The sequence below is a fragment of the Akkermansia sp. N21116 genome (genome assembly GCF_029854705.2).
Taxonomy (GTDB): Bacteria; Verrucomicrobiota; Verrucomicrobiia; order Verrucomicrobiales; family Akkermansiaceae; genus Akkermansia.
Window position 1 is genome coordinate 970,753 of sequence record NZ_CP139035.1, and the last position, 26,925, is coordinate 997,677.

General features: G+C 53.4%; 12 protein-coding genes. 8 read left to right on the forward strand and 4 right to left on the reverse strand.

Going from position 1 to position 26,925, the window contains the following annotated elements; all coding sequences use genetic code 11:
- The first annotated feature begins 7 nt into the window (after positions 1-7).
- From QET93_RS03510 to QET93_RS03545, 8 genes are all read left to right on the forward strand, one after another.
- Entirely contained in the window at positions 8-1,690 is a 1,683-nt protein-coding gene (locus QET93_RS03510; RefSeq protein ID WP_280131432.1) for an Hsp70 family protein, read from the forward strand.
- A 49-nt stretch (positions 1,691-1,739) separates the two neighbouring features.
- Positions 1,740-4,442 carry a zinc ribbon domain-containing protein gene (locus QET93_RS03515; RefSeq protein WP_280131433.1) on the forward strand — a complete coding sequence of 901 codons (2,703 nt, stop codon included), beginning with the start codon at positions 1,740-1,742 and terminating at the stop codon, positions 4,440-4,442.
- A 4-nt stretch (positions 4,443-4,446) separates the two neighbouring features.
- Entirely contained in the window at positions 4,447-5,409 is a 963-nt protein-coding gene (locus QET93_RS03520) for a hypothetical protein (protein WP_280131434.1), read from the forward strand.
- Between the two features lie 7 nt (positions 5,410-5,416).
- Positions 5,417-7,072, forward strand: coding sequence for a type IV secretory system conjugative DNA transfer family protein (locus QET93_RS03525; protein ID WP_280131435.1), 1,656 nt, complete (start codon positions 5,417-5,419; stop codon positions 7,070-7,072).
- A 16-nt stretch (positions 7,073-7,088) separates the two neighbouring features.
- Positions 7,089-7,619 carry a hypothetical protein gene (locus QET93_RS03530; RefSeq protein ID WP_322190106.1) on the forward strand — a complete coding sequence of 177 codons (531 nt, stop codon included), beginning with the start codon at positions 7,089-7,091 and terminating at the stop codon, positions 7,617-7,619.
- 141 nt (positions 7,620-7,760) lie between these two features.
- Positions 7,761-8,678 (forward strand): hypothetical protein, encoded by a 918-nt coding sequence (locus QET93_RS03535; protein WP_280131437.1) that lies wholly within the window; start codon positions 7,761-7,763, stop codon positions 8,676-8,678.
- A 354-nt stretch (positions 8,679-9,032) separates the two neighbouring features.
- Positions 9,033-10,256, forward strand: coding sequence for a hypothetical protein (locus QET93_RS03540; protein ID WP_280131438.1), 1,224 nt, complete (start codon positions 9,033-9,035; stop codon positions 10,254-10,256).
- Positions 10,257-10,267: 11 nt separating this feature from the next.
- Positions 10,268-11,062, forward strand: a complete 795-nt coding sequence (locus tag QET93_RS03545; RefSeq protein WP_280131439.1) for a VWA domain-containing protein — start codon at positions 10,268-10,270, stop codon at positions 11,060-11,062.
- 147 nt (positions 11,063-11,209) lie between these two features.
- Here QET93_RS03545 and QET93_RS03550 read toward each other — a convergent pair whose 3' ends face one another.
- Genes QET93_RS03550 through QET93_RS03565 form a run of 4 tightly spaced genes read right to left on the reverse strand, consistent with a single transcriptional unit; the run spans position 11,210 to position 26,907 of the window.
- The gene (locus tag QET93_RS03550) at positions 11,210-11,689 is read right to left on the reverse strand and encodes a hypothetical protein (RefSeq protein ID WP_280131440.1); all 480 of its coding nucleotides are present in this window, start codon (positions 11,687-11,689) and stop codon (positions 11,210-11,212) included.
- The gene (locus QET93_RS03555; RefSeq protein WP_280131441.1) at positions 11,676-22,349 is read right to left on the reverse strand and encodes a hypothetical protein; all 10,674 of its coding nucleotides are present in this window, start codon (positions 22,347-22,349) and stop codon (positions 11,676-11,678) included. Before QET93_RS03555 ends, QET93_RS03550 begins: the two co-directional genes overlap by 14 nt.
- A complete protein-coding gene (locus tag QET93_RS03560; protein ID WP_280131442.1) occupies positions 22,346-23,497 on the reverse strand; it encodes a hypothetical protein in 1,152 nt (383 codons plus the stop codon). Before QET93_RS03560 ends, QET93_RS03555 begins: the two co-directional genes overlap by 4 nt.
- Complete coding sequence (locus QET93_RS03565; RefSeq protein WP_280131443.1) at positions 23,497-26,907, reverse strand: hypothetical protein; 3,411 nt, start codon at positions 26,905-26,907, stop codon at positions 23,497-23,499. The genes QET93_RS03560 and QET93_RS03565 overlap by 1 nt, the downstream gene beginning before the upstream one ends.
- Between the last annotated feature and the right edge of the window lie 18 nt (positions 26,908-26,925).

Here is a 26,925-nt window from a genome sequence, read left to right on the forward strand (position 1 = left end):
ATAAATCATGAACAGGATAGCCGTAGGAATTGATCTGGGCACTACATACAGCTGTGTGGCATATGTGGGCAGGGATGGCCGACCCCAGGTTTTGCTGAACAGTGAAGGTGAACGCACGACGCCTTCCGTTGTATGGTTCGATGACGATCGAATTGTCGTGGGCGATGAAGCCAAGCAGGAGGCTTCCATGAATCCAGAAGAAGTGTGTACCTTCATTAAACGCGAAATGGGGGCGGAAAACTATCGCTTTTCTTGTTCAAAGGGTTCTTACAGGCCGGAGCAGGTCTCGGCCTGCATTCTGCGTAAACTGGTGAACGACGCCTCCGAGCGTCTGGGCCAGGAAATTAGGGATGTAGTCATCACTTGTCCGGCCTACTTTTCCCATCAGGAGCGCGAAGCCACCAAGGCGGCTGGGGAGATTGCCGGCCTCAATGTTCTGGAAATACTTAATGAACCCACTGCCGCCGCGATGGCCTATGGACTTACCCAAAACCACCATGCCGAAGAACGCAATATCCTGGTCTACGATCTGGGCGGCGGAACCTTCGACGTGACCATTATTAATGTTTCCCCCAAGGGACTGAATGTAGTCTGTACCGATGGCAATCATCACTTGGGTGGAAAAAACTGGGATGAAGTCATGCAAGGAATGCTGGTGGACCGTTTGCAGATGTCATCAGAAAGCGCAATAGATCTTCTGTCCGACCCGGCCGTCAGCCAGGATATGCAGTTATTGGCTGAAAAGACCAAGAAAACAATTACGTCTCGTACTGAGGCACAGGTATCTTACAAATTCGAAGGCGAAAAACTGTACGCCCATATCACACGTGAAGAATTTGATTCAGAGACGGAATCCCTTCTTCAAAGTACAATCAGTGGGACGAAACGCGCCCTGGATATTGCCCGGGGAAAGGGAGTAAACAGAATCGATGAAATCATTCTGGTGGGAGGCAGCACCTATATGCCTCAGGTTTCCATTGCAGTTGAAAGAGAATTGGGGATTACTCCCATTTCCTATGATCCGGACGAATCGGTAGCCAAGGGAGCAGCTATCTCCGCAATGGCCCATCTGATGCGCGAACAGATTGGAGATGGATTCACTCTGGAAACAGACGATGCCGGTGAATTGACGCTGGAAACGGAAGGGAAGCTTCAGGAATTGGCGGATGACAGCGGGTTTACCTTGGAAGCAGTTAGCAATATACTGACTCCATGCTCCAATGTATGCAGCCGTAGTTTCGGTCAAATTTTAACTTATCACTCCGATCAACCCAATGAGGCACTGCGCATTCATAATCTCATTTACCGCAATACCAACCTGCCTGTCGAGGCAAACCTGACCAGTTACACTCGCGAGGACAATCAACATGGCGTACATATACAAGTAATGGAGAATCTGGTTGAATATCCAGCCACACCCGAAGAAAAGAGAAAACTCGATAGAGAAGGAATCGATCCCAACAACGGTCATCTCATCTGGGAAGGAAATCTGCCTATTCAACCGGGACTCCCGGCTGATTCTCCCATAGAAACCGTTTTCAAGCTGGATGAAAACGGACTGCTCTCTATCTTCTCACGGGATCCTGCCTCCGGTCAAAAAATCAAAGGAGAAGTTCAGACGGCCTGTACAATTCCGGCGGAACAGCTGAACACCATGCGGAAAGAGTTGGAGCGAGCCATCATCGAATAACTTCTCTTTTGAGAGTTTTCCACTCACTTTATTTTCTGCTGAAACGGGTATGAAAAAAAGAAATTACTTTGAAATCCTGGATTTATCCCTCGATCCTCTGGAGACCAATGTTGACAACGCATTGGCCAGGCTCAAGCAATGTACTGCCGAGTGGAGCAGCGCCCCTCAGGATGATGTTTTGCGGAAGACATGGATGGAAGCCGTTCCCGAGATGGAAAAGGTTCTTTCAAATCCTCAATCTCTTCTATCGCAGGCAAAAGAAGCCCTGAAAAATGAACAAAAACGGGTCAAAAATTTCCTGCAAAACGCCGCTGTCGACGGTCAGATTTCCAGGGCAATCTTTCGGAACATCTGCAATAATGTGCAGCTGGAAATAGATTCGGTTTCCTCTCTTGCCGATGAACTGGGCATTGTCATCAGCAGTCAGGCGGTTGACAAATCATGTAAAGCTCTCAGTGTTCCTCCCAAACCGGCAAACAGTCATCCCGTACACCTGATTTCTGCATCTCGCGATATTCAGAAATTGAAATGTTGCCTGGAAGCTGCGGGAAAAGCCAGTATTTATGACTATCTGAATTGCAAGAATTCTCTTTTGTCCGAGCAACTGCTCAAAATCAATTCGGATAAGAGCAATGAACCCAACAAGGGAGGATCCGCCAATAATCCGGTCAATACTATTAAGGTAGAGATTACGACTATTGGCGCCAAATACTTCAAGAACGAAGAATCAAAGAAACGTTACGATTACGCATGGCGGGGGCAGGAAATTTGCGAACGTGTGTTTGCTGCCTTTCCAAACTATGTGGAGGGTTCACCCGGTACCATATCGCCCATATACTACACCAGGTTATACGATACCCTATGTGCCGAGGGGCTGGATTCCACAGACGCGCAGTGGTTGGTATACCGCCGGTGCTGTCAGGGCAAGGACAAGGTTCCTTTCCCGTGGCAGGAACAATTCACGGAGTGCCCGAAGTGCAAGTCCAGAAATGAAGCCAACAGCGGCCGATGTTCTCAATGTGGTGAATTAATCCGTATCATGTGCCCGAAATGCGGAAAGTTCATTCATGCCCCAAGCCCGAAATGTCATTGCGGTACCCGCTTTGATGCTGCCCGGAAAGTGTATGAAAGTCTGGAAAAATGCGGAAATAGTCTCAAGGGAAGCAGTGAAGAGCTGGATACGGCTCAGAAAGAAATACAAGGGATTCTGCGTTCCTTCCCGGATTATGTGCCGGCCCGTGCGCTTCTGGATGAACTGGGAAAAGCCAGAATAGCCAAATTGCTGGATACGCTGGAACCTCCGGTCATCAAGAGTGTGCGGGCATTAGGAAAAGAGCTAGAAATCACCTGGATCAAGGCTCGCCATCAAGGAAATGAACTTGACCGCCTGCCGGATACCAACGGTACTCCGATCAATTACATGCTGCGTCGCAAACGCAATGGGATTCCCGTTAGTCCGGATGATGGAGAAGAGCTTGGCGGCAGTGTGTCCTCCCCTTGTACGGACAAGCTGGCAAAACCTGGCGTGGAATATGGCTATGCCGTTTTTGCCGTAGTGAACAAGCGTATTCTAAAGAGCCTTGCGGGCGGCAAGGGCATGGTGCTGCCGGAGGCGGATTTCCATGTTTCCATGGGGGATGGCAGTGCCCGGCTCACATGGTGCGCATTACCGGCAGGATGGTCTGCCGCTCTCATCCGAAAAGAAGGGGGAGAACCTAAATCCATCAATGATGGCACACGCCTGCCGGTCGATGGAGGCAGTAACAGTTTTCATGATACCGGATTGACCAATGGCCGGCAGTACGGATATCTGCTGGTATTGTATGGCAGCGGACACGAATTAACCGCCCATGGTTCCGGTACGCCTCAACTTCCCCCGCCGAGACTGGAACTTGACCAGTGGAATTACAAATGTTTGGGAACGGATATCCGTATTCATTGGGAACTGCCTTCCGGCGCTGATGAAGTGCGCTGGATGGTTTCCGACAAAATGCCGATTATCCCAGGCAGCATAGTAACAGCCAATCGTTTCAAAACAGTCGGAGAAACCGACAAGGATGCCCAGGTTACCATACTTCGAGAAATCAATCTCTGCGGGAAGTTCCTCATTCCTCTGGTGATCAAGGGTGATACCGCTCTCATATGCACGGGCCGGCACGGCGGATTGCAAAATCTTCGCCTGCGCAGAAATACAGGCCGAATATACCTCCAATGGACCTGGCCGGAAGGCTGCAGCGAAGTGACCGTGGCCTATGGAAACAAATCATTCGTTGAAAATCCGGATGACTTGAACGCCAATGAGATACGTACTTGCAATCGCAACGGCACTGAACAGGCACATGAGCTCATTATTCCCGTCATGGAAGACAAGGATTATTATTTTTCCGTTTTCATGCAAGTGGGGCATACGTCCTCTTCAAGCTGGTCTACCCCGCGCAACGTGTATTCTCCCGCTCCGGGCGGAGGGAACAGGGTGAACTGCCGGATAGCTAAACGCAGTCAAGGGTGGGTATTTGAAGTGAAGAGCAAAAAAGGTATTCCTGCCATGGAGGTACGGTGCGCTCGTCGCGTATTTCCTCTTTCCAGACAGGATGGGAAGAAAGCTCTGGCAGTTGAAGCCTCCGGACAATCCCGGGCATCAGTCTCCATTCCGGATAACATGGTTGCAGCCGGTAATTGCTTCATGCCCTTTGTATCTGGAGACTCTTACTACGATTTGATTTTCAATCGCAAATCTCTTTCCATGGAATAAACATATGGCTGGCGAATTATATTGCCCACATTGTTACAAACAAATCAACGACAAGGAGTTGTTGTTTTTCAAACCTTCTTGCGGAGATAAATTGCCTCCTCCCTCCCCTTCCGTTCTGCAAAAGCTGGGAATCGGCGGTACGCCTTCAAGCGTTTCATGCACCAGAAATAACAAAAGTACCTGCAAGATTTGCGATCGTATCCTGTCATTCCGTGCGTGCCCGATTTGTAAAGGGGGCATATCGGCTAACAGAGAAGGCAAACCGCTCATCATAGCCATTGCCGGTACGGCCGGTTCAGGAAAAAGCAGTTATATCCGCGCTGTGATCAATCAACTTCGCAAGCTTAGTGAGATATGCGGCTGGACGATTATGGAACAAGATGCTGGCTCAAGCAAAAATTCCATGTATCTGATTCGTAAAAGAAAGTCAGATAAGGGACGCCTGATCGTATTTGCCGAAGTCACCGAAGAAAAGCTTTCTCCCGCCCTCATGACAGCGCTTTCGGGTATTGTTTGTCTTGTGGATCCTTTGCAGGTTGAAGCGCTGCGGAATGAACTGGAAACAACCAACATCGTTTTGCCGCCTCTGAACGGAACGGAACCCCATCGTATCCTCTTGAAGCTGGGGCGTGCATGTCCTGCAGTACCGCTGGCTGTTGCCGTTTCCAAACTTGATACATTGGCATGCCCGGACATCAATTACACAGGACGTTGGAGACTGAAAACAACCGAACGTCTGGTATGCCGCGATAGTTCGTACCGGGGCACGCTTGATCAGGAAGAAATGGAAACGGTGAGTTGTGAAATGGAAAGTTGGGTGGCAGCGGCTGATGTGAACATTATGGAAGCCTGCAAAGCATTCACCCGAAAGCTTTTCTTCGGCATCAGCACAAAGGAGCCGGCTTTGCGCGTAGAAGATCCTCTTCTGTGGCTTCTTTCACAGAAGAGAGTGACGGAAAGCAAATAATACATGTATGGCCAATAAAAATACAGACTGTTACGGGAGTGCCCGATGGGCGAGCGCCCACGATTTGGCAGAGGAAGGCCTGTTTACTTTCCCCAATTTCCAACACTCGCCGGATTGTTTTATTAACAGCCGAATTCGACGGGACTTTGTGGAACGGGAACCGGCCAATCGTTGTATGGTGCTGGGACGTTTGGTCAATCCTGAAAAACTGGTATCCGGCATACGTCAGGGCTATGAGGCTTCCATGGGTTCACTGATGTCTGGTTTGTTCAGCCTGATCAGCAATGGACATGAAAATCAGCTTTTGGGTTGGTCAGGTGATGGTCATATCATTACAGTGGCCCCTACGCGTTCCGGAAAGGGCGTAGGTCTGGTAGTTCCGAATCTGTTGCACTATCCTGGTTCTGTCCTAGTCATTGACCCGAAAGGGGAAAATTACGCCATTACGGCTGACTTCCGCCGCAAAATGTTCCGTCAGGAAATCACTTGTCTGGATCCTTTCCATGTGATGACGGAAGAAACGGACAGCATTAACCCGCTTGACAGTCTTGTCGACTATCGGAAACCAACGTCTACCTATCTCACCCAAAATCCGGAATTGGGCGATATCGCCGCCAATATTGCCGATGCCATGATTGTGCGCGATGCCGGCGCCAAGGATCCGCACTGGGATGACAAGGCTCGCACCCTGCTCAGAGGACTTATTCTTGCTGTTATCTGCGGTAAAGGTCCGCACCGCTTGCGTCATCTGTCCGAAGTACGGGAGTTACTGGCTCAACCTTTCCACGTCATTGGGAATTTCATTCTGGATTCCATGTGTCAGGACAAGGTTGCTGTAGGAGGGTTGCTGAGTCGTGCGGGTAATGAAATTCTCTCTACCGGTAATGAAGAATTAAAGAGCATCATATCCAATGCCCTCAAGCACACGGAATTCCTGGACTCGGGGCTGGCCTGCAAATCTCTGGGGGATATGAATGATGGTGGTATTGGAACGTACGATCTGGCCGATCTCAAAAGCATAGGCGGAGTTTCTATTTATATGATTATTCCTCCGCAGCATCTGGTACGCTACTCGCGCCTTATCCGTCTGTGGGTCACGATGGCCATGTCCGCCATGACCAGGAGCAGCCGGAAACCGGCAGACGGATGTCCTGTGCTCTTCATGCTGGACGAAATGGCCCAGCTGGGTTCTTTGCCCATGATGAAACAAGCGGTGAGTCTGCTGGCCGGATACGGCATGAGTATCTGGATGGTATGGCAGGATCTTTCCCAGCTTAAAGCACTGTATGAACACGACTGGCCTACCTTTCTGGCAAATGCCAAGATTCAGCAGTTTTTCGGTATTAACGATCACGAAACGGCCAAGTATATCTCCGAAATGCTGGGGGCGGCCACCATAACCAGCAAATCTGTTTCTCACAGTCAAAGCGGTAAGTTTACGGAATTTGTCAAAAATAAGAGTGAAAGCGAATCATTTTCGGAAATTACACGAAACCTTCTCAATCCAGACGAAGTTCGTCGCCTGAATCGCGAAGCTGTGCTCACTTTCGTCCAGGGTATTCCTCCCATTCTGGCGGAACGCCTTACTTATTACAGCGATCACATGTTCTCTGGGAAAGCTTCCTCCAACCCCTATTTTAGCAACAATCTCACAAGAAAATAAACAGACAGCCATGGAAATGAGAGAACAAGCAGAAGATCGTTTACGTGAATGCGAAGAAAAACGCAAAAATCTCGAATCTGAACGCAATGCACATCAGGATAATTTTCCGGATGATGGACGTCCCTTCAACGAACGCCTCGAAGAACATCAGAAAAAGCTTGAAGAACTGAATAATGAGGTGGAAAAGGCCAAACAGGAGGAACATGAAGCCCAAATGGAACTGGATCGTGCCAAAGCCATGGAGCAAAAAGCCCGGCAAGAGAGCATGGAAAATCGAAAGGAAATGAACCAGGGCCGGGAAGACGACCACACGGAACAACAGAGATGGGAGGAGGAACAACGTAAAACTCAGGAGGCAAAGGAAGAGCAATATCGTCAGTGGCAGGAGGAATGCCGAGAAAAAGAGAGAGCCAGACAACATGAGGAAGCCGAGAAGGAACGCCAAAAGGAACGTGAACGGTTTCAACAAGATCGCTTTCGTGAAGAAAAGCAGGAACGTTTCGAAGAGAAGGAACGCAGCCGGGAACAAGAGGGACGAAGCAGATAATTGAACGCTATGGGTATTTTTGCTGTATTTGCCCGATTAATCAAATTTTTCGGGTCAACCGCATTCACGCTCTTAAAACTTCCTTACCAGATCATATCAAAGATCTTCGGGCCGTTTGTCGCATTTTTTCTGTACATTCCTATGATGTTGGTCGTCTTTGGAGTTTTTATCAAACTCTTTGAACAGGAAGTAGTAGACAAATCGCCCTGGAACTCCATGACCCTCTTTCATACTCTTCCTTACGAGGAGCGGCAGGAATTGATTGATATGACGGAAATGGCTTCCTTTGTCTATCTGGATGCGAACGCTTGGGGCAATGACTTAACTCGTCTGCAGGACAAGGGATATTTCCTTCTGGAAAAACCGAACCTGAACGATGGGGGATTGACCTATGCCTTGATGGCCAAGGCGAATCGTTCTCTGAATTCCCCCTATCCCGGCAACCTTGAAATAACGAATACGGTCTATATTCTCTTCAGGGGCAGCATGACTCTTGCCGATGCCCTGGACGATGGGCAAATGATTTTTTCTGATGAGCAGCTGGAACACATGGGGCGATTCACAGTAGCCTTACGAGTTACTCGCGAACTTCTGGGAAAATATCCCAAACACCATTTTGTTCTTGTCGGGCATTCCCTGGGAGGAGCCACTGTTCAATATGTGCTCAGACACATATCTTCCTCCAGACTCAAAGGCTATACAGTCAATCCCATTGGCCTTCCCGGTAAAATCGGAATTATTCCTGAAAAACGCCTCGTGGATATCGTACATGAAGCTGATATCGCTCAAACCATTATGCTGGATTCTCGTCTTGTGGGGAGAGGCATCCTTGTTCGCGGCCATTTTACCAAACAATCTGACGGAACATGGACTCCGGATTTTTCATTGCTGAGTGCTGCTTCACAGCATTCTGTGAATAAGACATTGAAGAATATGATTGCCCAACATACAGGTACTTATACCCCACCATCCAACAACCAGATTACCCAACCAAAACCGGGAGGAATCAAGGCTCCTGTGAAAACAAATTTCAGAGAAGCGTTCGGCGATACTCTTTAATTCGTTTCCTCTGCAGCTTCACCTCGCAGATAGGTCAATTCGGAAATCTACCAAGTAAACTCTTGTACTGAAAGGCGTACAGAGTCGAATTCTTTCAGGTACACCAACAATAACCATCTTCAAGTAACTAGCTTGGAGAGGGTTTCTTGTTTTTGACGTGGAAGTGGTAAATTTCATGAAACGGCCCCAATCTGTGTACAAAGTGTGTACACTTTGAGAGTGTTTTTAGCCTTATTTGACAAGGTATTTCTGTCATACGGATCACACAATGGACGGCCCATCTAGACGCTTTGTAAAACGGAAATCTTGCGAGTTATATATAATTGATACAATATCAACATATTGTGTTAATTTATGTCTATCTACACACTCCATCATCAGGTAAGGCTGTTGGATGAAACACTCTGCGGCAATGGCAGGAAGTACTCGACTGGAGATATCCTGTTCTCAGACCGGGGAAGACGATTCGTTCTCGGAAAACTCATTGCGGAAGGCGGTGAAGGTTCCGTCTTTGCTGCCCATTCAGAATCGGAAGCATCACTCGTTGCCAAACTCTATCATCCGAACCAACGGGCACGTTGGCGTGAGCAGAAGCTTCGGCTGATGTGCTCCCGGCCTATTCGTTCTTCGTGCGTGGCGTGGCCGCGCGAGATCCTGTACGATGAACTGCGGTGTTTTATCGGCGTGCTGATGCCCCGGGCGGACGGGGTTCCGCTCGGGGCTTTCGCGTTTCATGCGGAGCTGCTGAAGAAACAGTTCCCGTCATGGACTCGTTACGATCTGACCAGGCTGTGCCTGAACTTGTCGGAATCCGTCCACACGCTGCACCGTTACGGTGTGATCCTTGGGGATCTTCATCCCGGCAATGTGCTGGTTTCTCCCGATGGCTCCGTCCATTGGATTGATGCCGACAGTTTTCAGGTCGAGGACTATCCCTGTTCCGTCGGCACGGAACGGTTCCGGGCTCCGAAACTCCGCGGCAACTTCGGAGACTTCCTCCGCACCCGCAGCCACGATGCCTACGCCCTGTCCGTCCTGCTCTTCATGACGCTGACGCTCGGCCTGTCTCCCTTCGCCCGTCAAGGGGGAGGAGGAGACATGCGGGAAGCCGCCAGGAAGGGAACGCTACCTTATGCGTTTGCTTCGTACAAGCCTCCGGCGGGATTCTACCCACCTGATACGCCCGGGCGTTATGTCTGGTCGTATCTCCCCCGCAAGCTCCGCGACGCTCTCGGTCACAACCTCACCTGTGTCCAGCGTCGCGATTTGCGTCCACGCGTCATGCCGGGGTATCTGGCGCGTTGTTTGCAGCAATACCTCAGGGATATGGAGCCGGGAGGCGGAAGGGATCATCCCATGTACCGGGATCTTCTGTACGACCGTCCCTGTCCGCCCCACAGTCTGCTGGTACAGATGACATCCAACATCTGTGCGGACTGCGGGATTCTCTTCCGGGAAGCTCCTGACGATGTAGCACGGCGTTTACAGCAATCTCATGCCCGTCCCCTGTGCAGGCTCTGCATACGGCGTCGTAGCGCATTGAATCAGGCAACCCGGAATCCAACCATCAACGATTAACTCGAATCATCATGTCTATATCATCATCAACACACCTAACCAGACAGGAACAGCTCGCCGCCATGCGCGAGTTCGGCAACAACACCAACGCCCGGCTTCCCGTTCTCTTCCTGCTGGATGCCAGCAGCAGTATGAACGGTATTATCCGGGGCGACAACCAACACATCCTCCGTCAGGAGCACTCCGACGGGATCAACTGGAATATCGTCACGGGAGACAATATCGTCACCCGGATGGACGAGCTCAACGTCGGGCTTCAGCGGTTCGTCAGCGACATTCTCGCCGATCCTCTGGCGAAGCTGGCCGCCGATGTAGCAGTGATGACTTTCGCCCGGACGGTAGCAACAGTAAAGGAGTTCGGTCCGATCCGGGAATCTGACACAGTCCTGAAGATCTCCACGTCACAGGAGAATGAAACGCTCCTTGGTGAAGCCGTCGAATTGGCTCTAGCTGAACTCGACAGCCGCAAGCGTACCTACCGGGCACACGGGGTGGAATTCTACCAGCCCTGGCTCGTCGTGATGACGGACGGGGTTCCGACCAGCGCCCGGCACCGGGAACTGGAGGGACGATTGAAGGAACTAACGGCTGCCCGCAAGCTCAGCGTGTTCGTCTTCGGTATCGGCCGCGCTGATCTGTCGGAGCTTTGCAGCATCAGTCCTGGGCGTCCTCCCATGCAGGTCAATGAGCAGAAGTTCCCGGAACTGTTCGCATGGCTGAGCCGGAGTGTCCACACGGTCAGCATGTCCATGCCGGGCGACGGGGTATCGTTGACTCCTCCCCCGGAGGATGTGTGGCAGGTGTAGGACAGGTAAAATCAGAAAGTCTTCCTCGTGGAGGCTTTCTTTTAGCTGGAGTTGCGAAGATAATATAGAGAGCAAATCTGTTAAAATAAAAAAGAAATCTCTGACGAACCACTATTTTTGAGTGTGGATATTATTTTTTCAAATGTTTCAAGAGTAGTGGACGATGATTTCATCGTACGTGCATTTGCGCCATCGTCCATCAGGATTTTCTTGGCTCGCCGTTTCGGATCGTTTGGCGATATCTTCAGGATTGTAACAGGACACGAAATCATCAAGATAGCTTTGTTTGAGGGTGAAGCGCATATTTGTCCTCAGGTCGTAGATCCATACTTCACTGGTTGTTGCACGCGACACCCGTAGTTGTTTCTTGGAGAAGATGATATTGTTCCTCCCACTTTGAGCAAAGTATGGATATACTGCATGAAGTTGAGCTGTTTGTTGGACCTGATTGCCCGGAAGTCTTGGCGATTGTATCGCGAACTCCTTATTTCCCTTCTTATTTTCAACGCTGATTGATGACTTTTTCTCGAAGGGAGGGTTAGTCAGGATATCATTGAACCGTTTGCTCGGGACGGACAGCAGGAATTCATGACGGGAGACTTGTTTTTTGTACTTATTGTGATTCATCTTTGGGCTCCAGCAGGATGGGGATGTCGGTGATCTGGAGCAGGGCGTGGTGGTCTTCGTCGCGGGAATGGAGGGTCAGATTGAGGTGCAGTTTTGGCGAGGTCAGGTTGACGCGATTTGTTGTGCGCCAGTTATCGAGGCGTTCGGCTATTGTTTTGACGAGGGATTCGCTGTAGTGTTTTTTATGAATGTAGAATACGGGGATTTTCCGTTCAAGGGGGGAGTCGCCGTTCGAGAGATGGTATGAGAATGCTATTTCACAGCTGAAGGGGATGTTTTGGCCGGGCAGATCCAGCTGATGGTTCAATACTTCCTCGAAAGCGGCGGCGAAGAGTTTTTCCCAGTTGGTGAAGCTTCCCCTTATATCGAGAGGGGCTATGGTATTTTGCCTGCGCGCAGACAGGACGGTTTGCGGGAAGCTCAGAGGAGGCGTCCGGTAGATAAATGCTGGGTTTGTTTTTCCTTCCGGGAGGAGGTTTTTGTTTCGGCTTACGGAAATGATGCTGCGCGTTTCGGGATGGCCGGTCAGGGAGAGTCCCTTTATTTTGATGATGAGGGTGACGATTTTTTCTTCGCAGCCCGAGAGCGGAGTCCGGTAAAGGATTGTTCCGGGCTCACGAGGATCTTCCTTTTTTGTGAACGAGGTTACACCTCCCTGCGGACTTGAGAGTGCGATGTCGGGCGCCTCCATGCCGGGTGTTTTCCGCTTGAGGTGAAGTACCATGTCTTGTGTTTCTCCGTCCTTTTCCCATGTGGGTTCAATGGTAAATTCCAGGGCGGGAGTGGTTTGGCGGGATTTTCGTTCCGCTTCCCGTACCCAGAGAGACCAGAGTGAGGCTGTTTTTTGCAGGAGGGCTGATGCTTCACTCATTCCTTCGAGGAAAGCCTCGTCTTTCGATTGTTCCGAAATTTTTTCTCTGAGGCCGGGCCGCAAGAGCTGGTATCGGGCCAGCTGGAGGAGAAGACTGTCTTCTTCCCGGAGGAGCTTTGCCGGAGGCGCTCCGGTCAGGGATATGTGCAGGGTGTCCTGGGATGCCAGGGAATGTGAGAAGGAGAACTTATAGTCCCACGCCAGGCATTCCCGGAGGGTATGGCTTTCGGAGGTGGCGTTTTCCTGATTGAGCAGGACGGGCATTTCCGAGCAGGCTCGAAGGGGCAAAGGAAGCTTGTCTCCGTTTTTCCAATCGAGGTTGAGTTGTGCTGGCCATGTTTCCGGTATAAGGGGATTGATGAATTTCAGCCAGGATGATCCGGTATACCATCCGGCTTCTTCCGTCTGGATGTTGTATTCGAGTTCTCTGATGGTGTATCTTCTGTAGCAGGGGAGGCCTGAGGCGCGCGCGAGGTTTTCCGGCGTAATGGGCAGATGGAGGTATTTCCGTGCGGAATTCAGGGGGAGTTTGATCCGGGGTATTTCTGTTTTCTCTCCTTTTGTTTGATCTTGTTCTGTTCCTGCGTTCAGGACGACGTCTCCGGAAAATCGCGCGGGTTTTTCGAAACTTGTTTCCGAGGTACAGGGGTATTGCTGGATGACGCCTGTTTTGTATCCTTGCAGGAGGGAATATCCGAACTGGTTTTTGGAAGCGTTGCGCGCTTCTTCGAGCCCGACGGGATCGGGTTTGTCCGTGGAAAGGGGGACGAGCTGGCAGGCCAGCGCGTCGATGAGTGCCTTTTTGGCCTGAATCAGGCTCGTCATGAGTTCGGGAGAAAGACGGGAGAGTCTTCCGCTGTTTGCCGGGCTGATTATGTGGTCGATGTCTCCGAGGAAATCTCCGGCCCATTGTTCCATGTCGATGTTAAGAAAGTTTGTTTTCTTTTGTTCTTCACTGCCGGGGAGGTCGATGTCGTATACGGAGACCCATTGATTGCTTAGCGGCTTGAAGGCGTAATAGCGGGGAGAGGCCGGGCCGGAAGCCGTCATGGGCATGCGGACGTCTGCAATGCCCCGCGGGCCGAAGAGTATTCCGTAGAGTTGTTGCCCGGCGCCGCCCGTTCCCGCGACTTTCAGTTCATGAAGTGCGTTTTCCAGGCCAGCGGCAAATGCCGCCAGGTTTTCGTCTCCCTCCGGGGGGATGGTGTATTGTGTGGAGATTGTTTTTTCCGGCGCGTCTTCAGCGCAGAGTTCCTTGCTGCGGGAAATGGTCATTACTGCCTCCAGGGGAGTAACCGGGTGTGTGAGGCCGCTGGTGGTGACTTCGTGGCGGAGGAGGAGTGCGGCGGGCGGCTTCAGGAGTTTCGCTCCTCCCTTGAGGAGTTTGATGTCGGAGAATTCGGAGAGGACGGAGGATGGACTGGGGTTTTCACCAAAATGGGAGACGAGGGCGGCCAGGCAGTCTTCTTCCCGGGTGGTGACGTGAACAGCGTCTTTTTCCAGGGTTTGGCCCGGCTGCAGGATTCCGATGAGAGGCGCGTTTTCGTCCAGGAATTGATTCAGGTATTCGAGGGGCCAGTTTTCTTGCTGGAGGAGTTCTTTTATGGACCATCCTTCCGGGTTTTCCGGGAGTGTGAGTCCTGTCTGGATGGAGGCGGCGCTGAGATCAACGCGCCGGGGCAGGAGAAGGGGGGCTTGCAGAGGCTGTTGCTCGTTGGCGAGGAGGAGTTGTTCCTGCGTGACGGCGTGCAGGGTGCAGATATGTTCGAGTGTTTCTTCTACGGCGGGGGCATATGCGGCTGTTTTCCGACAGAGGAGAGCTGTTCCCGGCAGGAAGAGGCCGGGTGTATCTCCGTTGAGACTGATGAGGTCGAGCAGGGTAAATCCCGGTTCCAGGAAACGGTTCGCCCCCAAGTGCTCGTTTTCTCCGACCAGGGATTCCTGGTAAATGAGCGAGGCTGTTTTCCGCAGGCAGGACCTGTTTTCTTCCGGAGTCAGGAGCTGGATGGGGGTGAGGGAGATTTTGAATTCGATGAAATAGCAATAGCATATTTCCAGGAGGGTTATGTCCCGGTCCCCCTGTGCTTCTGCGACGCAGACGGTTTTGCCTCCGTATTGGAAGGCAAAACCTGGTATCAGCAGGGCGTCTCTTTCCTGGTTGGATTTTATGAGAGAGTCCAGCGGCAGCAGAAGAGAGGCGCTGATGTCCTGAAGGTTTTCTCCTTCCGCTTTTGTCGTGTATGTCCGTTCCGGATGTTTAAGTCTGGCGAAGGGTTTCAGGGGGGCATCCCCGTTTCGCTCCCAGGCGGCGTCAGGGAACCGGGAGGGGGATTCCGTATCCCGGACGACGGTGTAGCGGGGGATGTTAACGGTGGCGGGGACGAACCATTCCGCAGGGTGGGCGTTCCGGTTTGCCCGGGCGAGTTCTTCCGGCGACAGGGTGTAGGTATGAAGGATGTCGCGGATGGAGAGGTGGAGAGGCGCTGTGCAGACGGGCAGCGTGGTCAGGGCGTCCAGATAGTTTCTGACGGATTGAAGGAAGGGCAGGAATTCATTGCGGGAGACAGGGAAGCCGCCCTGTTTCCTGACTGCCTCGGGCAGAAGGGTAAACTGGACGCGCATTTGGATGTCTTCTCTCTCCCACTGTCGGAGGAGGGAATTGTAACGCGTGACGGCTTTTTTTATTTCGTCCCGGTTGTTGAGGTCTTCCGGAGGTTGCGGGCACAAGGAAACGCAAAGCGAGGGTACGTTCCGGATGAGTTCGACATGGTAGCGGATGGCGGACAGGGGGATTTTTCCCGGATCGATGAGTTCATCCGTATAGAGTGAACGCAGGGCGACGGCATGGAGGAAGGCTGAAGAGGTGGCATTGCCCAGAATGTCGCGGAAATTGAGTATCAGGTTAAAGGTTTCTCCAATGGCGGCATAGGGGTTTTGTCCATCCCCCCTCCATTTGTAAAGAGGCGCGGAGCGGGTGAAATCCCAGATGGTTTCCTTGTTTTCTTCTTCACCGGGCGTGGAGGGAAAGAGGGGCAGCGAGGGGGGGAGGTTTTCTCCTTCTACGTGGAAGGAGGCAATGCTGAATAATCTTCTGGCGAGGAGGTCTTTTTCCGCGCCGAGAGCGTAGTTTAGATTGTCCGAGGGGTGTTCTTCCGGCGGCGCCGCGAGTGTCAGGGAGAAGCCCGCGCATCCTGCCGGAAGGGTTTCCCGGTATTCTTTTTTCCGATCGGGCCAGTTGTTGTCGGCGGCAAGCCAGGTGTTTTCTCCATCAAGGGAGGTGTCCCGGGTGACGAGGGCGTTTACGCATTCCTCCCGGTCGTCGTAAGAGGAGGCGTATTCGATGAGCAGGTGAAGTTTGGCTTCTCCCCGGTCGTCAAAGATGGCGTCAGGCAGGGCGCATGTTTCCCGGTCTGCAAAGCCCAGGTAGCATCCTTTTCCCCCTATGATGAGCATTTCCCACAGGAGCCGCAGGAATTCCCGGCAGGCTGACAGGCGGGCGCAATGTGTCTCTGCGGTATTTTTCCTCGTTTCGAGAACTCCCATTTCGGTTTCCGTAGAGAGGTTTGTGCGGACAAGGAAGGTGTTTTCGGACGATGACGCCGGATTGATGAGCCCGTCTTCGATTCCCTGCAGAGGAGAAGCGGTATGGAGAAGACGGGCTCCGATTGCCTGCTCAAGGGCCTGCCGGAGTGTTTCTCTTTCCCGGTGATTCATGCCGGATAGTTCGTAAAGGCCGACTGCTCCGGGCACTTTGCGGATGCCGAGGACGAGCAGAGTCACCCAGGAGAATTCCTTCCCGCACTCCCGTTTCTCCCGGCCTGGAGCGGTATTGTCTTCTTCCCTCGTGTAGAGGCTGTACCGGGAGAGATGGCCCCTGCTGTCCTGGCGGAAGTCGGCGGGAAGCTGCCGTATGCCGGAGATGTTTTTTGCGTTTCGCGGACGGGAGGCTCCCGGGATGCTCAGGTCATGGAGAGGGACGGCCTGGGAAAGGGCGTATTTTTTCTCGATTTCATGGAATAACGGCAGGGGGCGAAGGGGTTTCAGTATATCGAGGAAGAGCGTTTGGGCGGGTGCGTATTTCCGGATGTCTCCGTTGGTGATGACGAGTTCAAGTTCCTTTTCCGCTGTTGCTGCATGGGTTATGGTTCGATCAGCTGAGAAGGAGCCCAGGGCGGGGGATATCCAGTCCCGGTCTTCTTCCCTGATGGAGACGGAGAGGCGGCAGCGTTCTTCCTTGTCTTCCCCAGCGTCAGCCATGACTTTTTGCTGCTGGCCGTTGAGAGCGTACATTCCCTCGAATGCGTCTCCAGCTTTTCCGGACGCGTCGGGAATGGGGATTCTCATTCCCTGAAGGAAGAAGCGGGAGATCATGGCCGCTTTTTTTTCTACTGATTCCGTACTGCTGACGGCTTCTGTGAGTGCGGTTTCCGGTATCCAGAGAGGAGTGTTTATTTTGATATTTCCGGAGAACAGGCCCTCTCTGCGGGAGATGGCTTCCGCCCATTCAGCCAGGCCGAGGTTATAACGGCGGAGGATGGTTTCGCTTGTTTCTCCTGCTTTGGCTTTGATTTGCGGATGAACGATGGAGATACGTGTGAGAGGGGAGAGAATGTCCTGTTCCCAAAGGGGATTGCTCCCGGCGCAGGCCTGTTCACGGTCGGGGAACAGTCTCTGAAAGAGATCGCATAGCGTTACGTCGGAGGTCCGGATGATTCCCTGAAGGGGAACGGGGATTTGTTCCGGGACGCTTTGGGGAGATCCTGGGAGGGCGGTGAGGAATTTTGTGAAGGTTTCCGGAACATCCCGGCCTTGTTCATAACGCGAGCAGAGATCCGCATACCGGACGAGGCGGCGCAGGGTGTCTCCGGCATGGGTGAGGAGGGTTTCCCGCTGGTTCGCTATCGGGAGTTGTACGGAGGCGCCAAAGGGGATGCAGGTTCCTTCCGGCGGCAGGCCGGGATTGGCCCGGCTGATGGTCTGGAAGAGTTCTTCCACATCCCCTTCTTCCGCGTCTTCCGTGAGCCGTACGTAAAAAAGAGCGGCAATGCGGGTGAGCGTTAATTTGCGGATGTTGCGGAAGGGGTATTCCGGGATCAAGAAGGAAGCACCCTGCCGGATGACGCGGGGAGAGCTTGGGCAAAGGTTGAGCATGTCCCGGGCGTTTGCTCCCAGGAATTGCCTGATTTGTTCCAGAGTATCCCCCGGCTGGATAACGTAGGGGATGCTTTCCAGCGTGACGGTGATGTCACGTTGAAGGGCGAGTCCGGGATTGTCGGTCAGGACGAGGCGGGGCGTGATGCCTGTTTTCAGTGAAAGGATGTCCCCGGGTGAGGATTTTTCCAAAAGATTTGGCAGATCCGGATTGAAATCCAGCAATTCCGGGGAGGTCAGTCCGCTCCAGTCGCAGATAGTGGCAAGGGTGTCCCCCTCTCGGTAAAGGCGGGCGACAATGTTTTTATCTCCGGTTCTGTCAATGAGGGTTTCGCAAAAATCCCTGAGGGAACCTGTGGTGATGGCCAGTGGCAACGTCCGGAAGAGGGGTTCTATATCACCGATGATGCTGTCGGCCAGGAAGGAAAAGTAATCGTTGAAGAACAGGGTAGCGAGAGAAATGTCTCGCTCCTCCGGCTCCGCTTCTCTGCGGAGTTCCCGGTCATCGGGATTGGAATTCATCCGTGAAAACAGTTCCTCCATTTTCCGGATGTAGTCGGCTCCTATCATTGTTTCGGCATCGAACGCAATGTTTCTTGTCTTCCATTCTTTTTCTTCTTTCGTGGACCAGTCGAAGCGGAGGCCCGGAAAGACGGGAAAGAATGTTTGCTTGACACTTCCCTGCAATCCTTCCGCAGGCGCGAGACCTATTGTGAAATGAATGCCGTGGTTCAGGAAGAAGCGACGGAGCGATTCATGGAGTTCCTTTTCCCGTTTCATGGATTGAACCGCTTCTTTCATGCGCAGGAATTGGGCATAACCGATCCGGCTGTCATTTCGGTCAGGTTCGGTTTCCTCCTCCAGGGAAAGAAGCCAGAAGGCAAATGACTGAACGAGGAGAGAGAAGTCGCTTTTTCCTCCGGCCCGTGGTTCTGTTCCGATGAAGAGGAGGAATGCGGCGCAATGGGAAGGGGCGGCTTCCCTTTTGTTTTCCCAGGAGATATTCTGTGTGGAATACACGGGAATCAGTGTGAGCGGGAGTGTGAATGCCCCGATTTTATCCCGGAACCGTCCGGAGATGGGGCAGGAGAGCGCGCTGCCCGATATTCTCATTGTTTTCCGGGGCAGAGCGTCGCGGACAAGCTGTCTGTCGCGGGCGGATGTCCGGGAGGGGAGGGAGGCCAGCGTCCACGGCGGCGCGGAGTCCGAGCCGAGGGTGAAACTGGTGTGGAGATGGAAATCGAAGGAGAAGCTTATTTTGATGAAGAGGATTTTGATGCTTGCCTTGACGGAAAGGCGGAGGTCCAGCTCGACGAGTGACGCCCGGCATGTCTCAAAGACAAGCATCAGGGTGGCTCTTACATTGATTTCTGCATTAATGCTGATGATTTTGAGATCGACGCACAGGAACAGCCGGCCCGAGAGTCCGATTATGGCGGAGGCGCGGCAGTAGAGTTCTTTTTTCCGATCCCGGTCAAAGGGGCGGTACAAGGCGAATACGCCTTCAAAAATGCCGAATACTTCCAGCGTCAGTCCTCCCCGGACTGGGCCGAAGCTGAAGGTTCGGCCCAGTCCCAGGGAGAGTCCGAGCCCCAGAGTGAGGACGGGGGTGAATTCTCCGCTGGTGACGGCGGGTACTTTGCTGCATGTGGCTCCGCTCAGGATGCCCAGGTAGAATCCGCCTCTTCCCGTATAGATTCCCGCCTGAATGACGAAGGAAGCCGAGAAATCGGCGTTATGGGGGAAGCCCATATCCAGCAGGAAGTCACCATTGGTATAGAGTTCCAGGCTCATGGTGCCCAAGGTAATGCTCAGATAGCCCAGATTGAATGTTCGGAAGCGTTCGGGGATGGTCAGGGTTGCACAGAACATCCCCAGGTTGTCACTCAGTTTTCTGTAGAGGAGTTCGGCGCGAAGTCCGGCCAGGGAATCGAAGGAGGAGCTTTCCTTCGCCTTGGTGACTGTGACGACAATGCCGTAGAGATCGGGATCGTTGAGGACGATGCTCGCCTTGAAGGATTCCTGAAGAAGGAACTCGACCCCCAAAAGCCACCGGGAGGTTTTGCTGTACCGGAGGGAAGGGGTTTTTTCCGATGACGGGGCGATTTGTTTTTTCAGGGCGAGCAGGACTTCTTCGATGGTGTTCCCCGTGACGTCGACTTCCAGATGCTGGCCCAGTCCCAGATAGCAGAGGCGGAAGGCGTCCGGCCCCTTGCCGGGAATTTCGGGGGGATTTTCATTGACGGCATCCCAGGACAGTTCCTTGCCCGGTCCGTATTCCTGCCCGCAAAAGGCTCCCCGGCAGAGAAACAGGGTTTTGCCTCCGTTGCCGGATTCGTGTCGCAGTCCGACTTCATCAATCCGGATAATGCCGGGAATATGGAGGTTTACCGTGAAAAAGGCTTCCAGGGATGAGTCCGTGGTGTCGAAAATGAGTTTGAACGCGGGGAGTGGTATCTTGTTCAGGAAGTCCCACGGCGGAGGCAGAAGGCATTCGGCGTTGGGATTGGCGAGCGAGATGAGGGAATTCACCAGTTCTCCCAGAGTCAGGGCCGCCATGCTGAGGGAAAGGATTTCGTGTATTTGCCCGTTTTTGGTAATGACGCCGTTTGATGCCTTGATGTCCAATTTTCCTAGCCGGAGACCGAAGGTATAGGATTTCCGTTCCGCCAGTGCATCGGCAAGGGAGGCGGAAATCTCAAAGGAGCCGAGTGTGAAGCGGGCGGAGAGGCCGAGTGTAAGCCGGTCGCTTTTCTTAAGCAGGGCGATTTCTCCGTAGAGGGACATCTCCCTGCCCAGCAGGCGGGTGTCCCAGCAGGTGAGAAGGGCAGCTTTAACGCTCAGACTGCCGTTCGGGCCCGTCTCGTAGCGGAGGGAGAAGAGGGTGAGGCGGATGTCGAACAGGGGGTCCCCGGAAGGAGTGATCCCCAGAATGTCCTCCAGAATACGGGCAAGGCTGATAAATCCTTCGGAAAGGCGTCCTGAAAAGCACCATGTGTTTTTTTTCCACGCGGCTGATACGGCGAGGGAGAAGGGATGCGTTTTTCCAATACGAAAAGTGCCTCCTATCTCCGCCGTTTTTACACCCGGGGAAATCAGGAGCTGGACATACAGATGCGTGAGGGAAATCGTAATTCCGCAGACCTGCATGCTCCAGGCCTTCTCCGCATTGGCGGGATTGATTTCCGCGTAGAGGGACAGGGAGCGAGAGGACGGCGAGGCGCTGAGCCTGGCGGATGCGATACGGAGGGTATCTTCATGGACCGGGGTTATCTTCCAGTTTTGCAGTAGTGAATCCAGCGTTGCTTCCTTGTCCGGCGTCTTGTTGAGAACCATCCTGCCCTCTATGTCGAAGGAGGGCAGGATGGCGGCCATCGCCAGTTTCAGCTCCCAGCCGTTGGGAGCATGGGGAAGAGCCTGCGCCTGTTTGAGGGAGGCAAGTCCTAATATCTCTCCGCTCATGAGCAGGCCGTTTCCCGTTTTTTCCCGTAGTCTCGCACTGCGGTGAAGGCGGATATTCATGCCGATGCAGTCGAGGGAGACGCCGGGGATGAATGTTTTCCAGGGATGGGTGGAGCGAATCAGAGTTCCCACGCTTTCCAGTTCCATGTCCAGGCTGCCCTCTTTTTTGTTTTTGAGGACAATATTCATCCCGTACAGGCCAAAGGCATCGAGAAGGGGGAAATTGTCCGGCAGAGGAATTTTACCGCCGGAGGGGAGCAGGAGCAGGCGGCCGAGAATCCGGGTCATGGAGGAGACGGTCAATCCCGGTTCAAATTCCGCCATGAAACTCCAGTAGGCGCTGTGTTGGAAGAGAACGGTCATGAGGATGAATTCCTGATGCCAGTCCTCCATGTTCAGACGGAGATTCAGGCAGGCGCGGCTCGTATAGACGGGAGGATTTTGTGTGTCCGGCACCCGGCTTTCCAGCATCAGGGAGAGTCCGGTGTGCTCGAAGGGGCGGGATTCGTTCGAGGAAAGGGGAGACAGGAGAGCAAAGCGGGAACCGAGGGGTATCTTCAGGAGGAAATCGGCGGCGGGCGGTCCGTCTTCCTTCTCGGCAGGCAGAAAGCGGACTTTCCCCTTCATGACGCCGGGGGATTGCAGAAGGAAGGCATAGCGGCTCCACGATGCTTCCGGAGGAGAGGGTGCCGGAGCGGTGGAAATGGAGACGTTGCTTTCCATATCAATGCTTCGCTCGCCGGGAGGGATTTCTTCCGTATCCAGAGTCAGGCAGGCGCGGGAGAGGAGGATTTCCCGGAAGATGGAAGGGACGCTTTTTTTGATTCCCCCGGTGAAAATGACGGAAGGGGCGATGTTGACGAACAGATCTGCCAGCGGGACAAGGTCATCCCGGCACCGCAGGGTGAGTTTGGAACGGATGCCAGCTTCCTCCGGGAAACAGACGAGCGAGAAGGAAAACAGGAGATTGTCCGCCGAGGCCCGCAGCGCGACGATTCCGTTCAGGATGAGAGTTTCCCCCTCCCGTTCCAGAACGCACTGGGTTCCGTCGAGTTGATTTTGACAAAGGCGGTTCAGCAGGGAGGAGAACACGCTGTCAAAGGTGTCGGAGTCGATCCAGATATGACCGTTTTCCAGAGCGGACTGTAAATCGCGGTAGAGTTGGTCAATGTTCATAGCTGACGATCTTTCCATTCACGGGGGATTTCACGTCTTGCGGCTATTTTTCCTTGTTGCAGGGCTGGTTCCATGATGCACGCCTGCTCCGATGATATGGTAATTCTCCCAGTAAAATCGACGTGATATGTCTGGTTGAAATAACAGACGTCTTGATGTTCGTTGCGCGATACGCTCGTGTAGAAAGGAGCGTCTATTTCCGATGTTTGGAAGGAGCTTCCCTTCTGGTAGTAAATAGAGTGAGTTCTTCTCAAAAGTCCGGATGTTCTGTTGAGATGCTTGATGACCAGGTCTTTTATTTCCGAACGCGGGTGGCCAAACTGGTTGTCGTATCCGGCGCTGACGTGGGCGGAAAAAGGATGCAGATCTCGGAGAAAAGCCTCAAAGACTTCAAAGTCGCGTTGCGAGGCGGGGGCTGTTTCCGTAAAATGGCCGAGAAGCGTTGCACTGGCTCCATGATGCGGAACGGAGAGGAAATGGCATTTGTCGTAGTTCAGAAAGGGAAACCACCGCAGTTCATCTACGATATAATAAATTGTTTCGACGGTGGCGTCTCCCGGAAAGAGGAAATAGGCGTAAATGTCCTTCTTTCCTTTCTCGCGGCGTACAAGTACTTTTGCCAGGACAACAGACGAGGATTGATTGATCAGATCCGGAACGGCCAGCTTCTCGTCGTAATACTGGTTATATTTTTCAACGGACAGGCAAATGATATTGAAGAGCTCGACGATTCGAATGCCTTTGTCCGGGTACCCAACGAACGGAAGCGGTATCGTCCAGTTGCACAGGCCATATGGCCCTTTTTTTACGTTGGCTTGCGTAAATGTGTAAGGGGGGGCGCCGCTGGCTCCTCCGTAAAAATAATGATCTATAATAATATCTTCATTGTCAATTAAGGAGAGTAGATTGTGATGGTCCTCGTCCTGATGAGAAATGACGAGGCTATTCAGGCGATTTTTGTTTCCTCTGATCAGGGAGGCAAGATAACGAGCGGATTGCTCTATGGCTTGAGCGTCCTTTGCCGTATTGATGCTGCCGAAGTCGAAAAGACCGAGAAAAACGGTTTCCCAGCCTTCTGTTACCTCAAGGACGTAGCCCATGCCCTGCCCTACGGCGAGGGCGTGAACGGTTGCACTGTAGAGAGCCATCAGCGCAGTCCTCCCTTTTGCGGCGAGTACGGGAGCTTGCTTGCCATTTTTTCATGGCAGAAAGCGGCGTACCAGCCGGGTTCTCCGGAGGCGGGAGACTCCGGATTGGCGAACAGGAATATGTCGTTGTTTCCCGGAGGAAAGGAGAAAGTGAACGCGTGGATTCCAAAGTTCCTCAACCGGACAAGGTAGTCCGTTTCTTCTTCCGGCTCGTCCCGCCCGTTGACGAGGATCTCTACTGTCTTGAAGCCCAGCGTGAGGAACCCCTGCAGAGGCAGAAGGGCATTGGCGGTTTTTTCCTCCGAAAAACGGTATCCGGCAAAGAGAGGGGATTCTTCTCCCGAGGGCATGTTTTCCCAGGCGATCAGGAGTTCCAGGGAAATTTTTTGAGAGGAGAGCGCGCCGAGAGCTCCCAGTGATATTTCCCAGACCAGGCCGCACCAGCGATCCGTTATTTTCCCCTGTTTCAAGGGGCAGGACAGGGTCTGAAAACCGTTTGAGGTGGGAGAGCCGGAGCTGCTGTCGAATTGTTTCAACTTCATGGGAAAGCGGTCTGCCATGGAGTGGCGCCTCGGTGCACTCTCTCCGGGATAGAGGGCGATCCGGTCCTCCGGAGCGGTCCATTTTTTGTCCCCGTCCCTGGAGATGGAGACGCAGAGGGAAAGCTGGCCGAAGCGGAGTCCCGCGTTTTCACCGCCGCCGAAGGCGAGAAGGTCGCAGGCAGGCATGGGTTTGAAAAACAGAGAGCCGGAAAGCTGAAAGATTCCTTTCAACGCGCCCTTGTCCGCTTCTTTCGAGACGGAGAGCCCGACCGCCTGCACAAGCACTTTTTCCATTTCTCCGCAGGAGAGGGCGTATGTTTCCCTTTTTCGGAGGGAAAACAGGTAGCAGTTGAGCCCCTGTTCATTTTTCTGGCAGACGCCTTCGAGCAGGAGCGCATTCCCGGCGTCCGGAGAGATCCGCGCAACCGGGCTGTGAAATAGCCGGTTGACAAGAAGTTCTCCCGTACACTGGAAATGGGTGATGGAGGTTCCGTCGACGCGGAAATAAATGCGCACGGTATTGAAGTCGTAATCGGGGAGGGTTTCCAGCGGGGTGTTGTCTCTTTCCGCCCGGTAGTCGACAAGGCCGCTGAGAGAGGCGTCTTCCATCAGGATGCTGGAGGGCTCCACCCGGCAGTTGTTGGAACGGACGGCGAGATGGTGGGCGTAAAAACGCGACAGATCGACGCCCGACATGATGAAGGAAAGTTCCTCGGGAATATCCCTCCCTTCCACGGGGACATTGAGAAACAGGACTCCGGTCCACAAGGGGTTCCGGGCGAGATGGTGAAGTTCCCGGTATTCCTCCCGAATGTCTCCGTCTTCGCTGAGACAGCTTTCAAGGGTTTTCCGGATGGTGTTCTCCGCCGCTTTTCCCTCAAGGGGAAGGCTGGCGGGGATCTCTTTCCGGAGGAGGTCGGTTATGCTGAAATCCGTTCTGTATTTGAAGAGGATAACCGTATCCGTAGAGTCGTTTGTTTGAGTGCGCCAGGACAGGGGCGAGAGGTTGAAGTGCCATTGCTCCACGCTGAGCCCGCACTGGGCGCAAAGGCGGCAGATGAGGTCGAGCTGGTGAGATCCCGCTCCGGGGAGAAGCCGGGTGACGGTTTCCCGGAACTTGTTCTCAGAATCGAAATCCGTATTGATTAGCTGCTTCAGAGGAAGAACCGCTGCTTCTCCCAGCGACTGGCAAAGGGTGAGGTAGGCACGTTCTGTGATGAGGAACGGCGTGCTGAAATGTTCCGATATTTGCCGAGGGTCGGAAAGAATGAGCCAGAGTCCCCTGTCCTGAAAGGCGGATTGGAGTGCCGGGCTTATGGAGGTGAGGACCGCGCTGGGGCGTCGCTCCGGAGGGCCCGTATTGGCGAGTCCGATCCAGTTCCAGCGGCGGGGGGTGAAGGGTTCTTTTTCCTCGAGTTCGACAAGGATTCCGTCTGGCGTCATGGCCCGGACTGCTTTTTCATTGGAAGGAGGGTGGCCCCGGCGTATTGCCTCTGTGCGAATGAGGGCTCTTCTTTCCGGGGCCAGGGCCTGCGTTTCCATCATGACAGCTCCCGGGGAGGGTCCGTCATATCCGTCGTAGGGGAAGAAGGGGATGAACATTCCGGGTGACAGAGGGCAGACGGGCGCTTCCACAAGGCTCATGAGGTCGCTATTTTCCGCCTGATACAGAGAGGTTTCTCCGGGCTGAGCGTAGTACCATGCGGACGGGAAGGCTTGCACCCTGGCCGTCGTGCACAGGTCTGAGAAAAAGGATGTTCCTTTTGGAGCGGAGCTCGGAAAGAAGGACGGAAATCCGGGCTGAAGGCGGAGTCCGAATTCAGGTATCTTTTCCGGAAGAACGCCGATGTATTCCGTGCCGGAATATCCGCAGGCTATACGGAGAAGTCCGTCGTCGTTTTCGAGAAGGCCGTCATCGGGCTGTAGCAGAAAACAGCCGGAAAAGGTCAGTCCGTACCGCAGGGAAGAATCCGTTTCTTCTCCGAGGGGGTAATGTACTTCGATTTCCCTGGCGAAGGTGAATCCGGCTTCCGCACCGGGGCGGAAGCGGAGCCTCCTGCCGTGGATGGTGGCGATGCTGCTCTCCAGAACAGGAGGGGACTCGCCCGAAGGATGCGGCTGAAAGGTGAACTTCGTTTTAGCCGTATCCAGCAGGTCGCAGGGATGGAGGAGGGCAAGGACATCCAGGATGGAACCGGGCGGCATCCGGAAAAGAGGTGAGGAAAGGCGTTCGACAAATCCCTTCCCGCTTCCCGGGACGCCGTTGCCTCCACGGCAGGCGTAGGAGAGGGAAATGCCCATTTCCTGAAGGACGGACTTTTCCGTTCCTTGTTTTTGCTCAATACGGAAGGAGAAGCGGAGTTCTCCCGAGGGAAAATGCAGAACAGGGGGAGAACTCAAGGGAAAATCCCTTTGTCCCGTGGAGAAGAGATAGGGCTCGCTTTCGCTTGTTTCCGTGAATCGGATGCTGTTTTCCTCCGTGCCGGGAAGCATTTTTCCTCCGGCGGGAAACAGAAGGCGGCAGCCTTTCAAATCAAGGGAACCGTCGCCGACTTCCCTTCTCTCCCTTCCGCTTGCGTCCCACAGACGGAGGGTATGCGGCACATTGCCCCGCAGGGTGTTTTCCAGAGCCGGGAGCCAGAGGAAGAGGCGGCCTTTCGGCAGACGGGACAGAAAATTCCCCACCAGAGAACAAAGTCCCTCCGTCTCCTCCGGCATCTTTTTCAGGAACAGGAAAACACTCCCCGGGACATTCCAGGCTTCGTCCAGAGTCAGCGCGCTTTTTTGAGGCGCGGCCGGGCAGTAGAGGCAGGCGTTTTCCCAGCGGTACAGTGCCGCTCCGTCCTGTTCTGAAAGGAGAAGAAACATACGACATAAACGATGGTC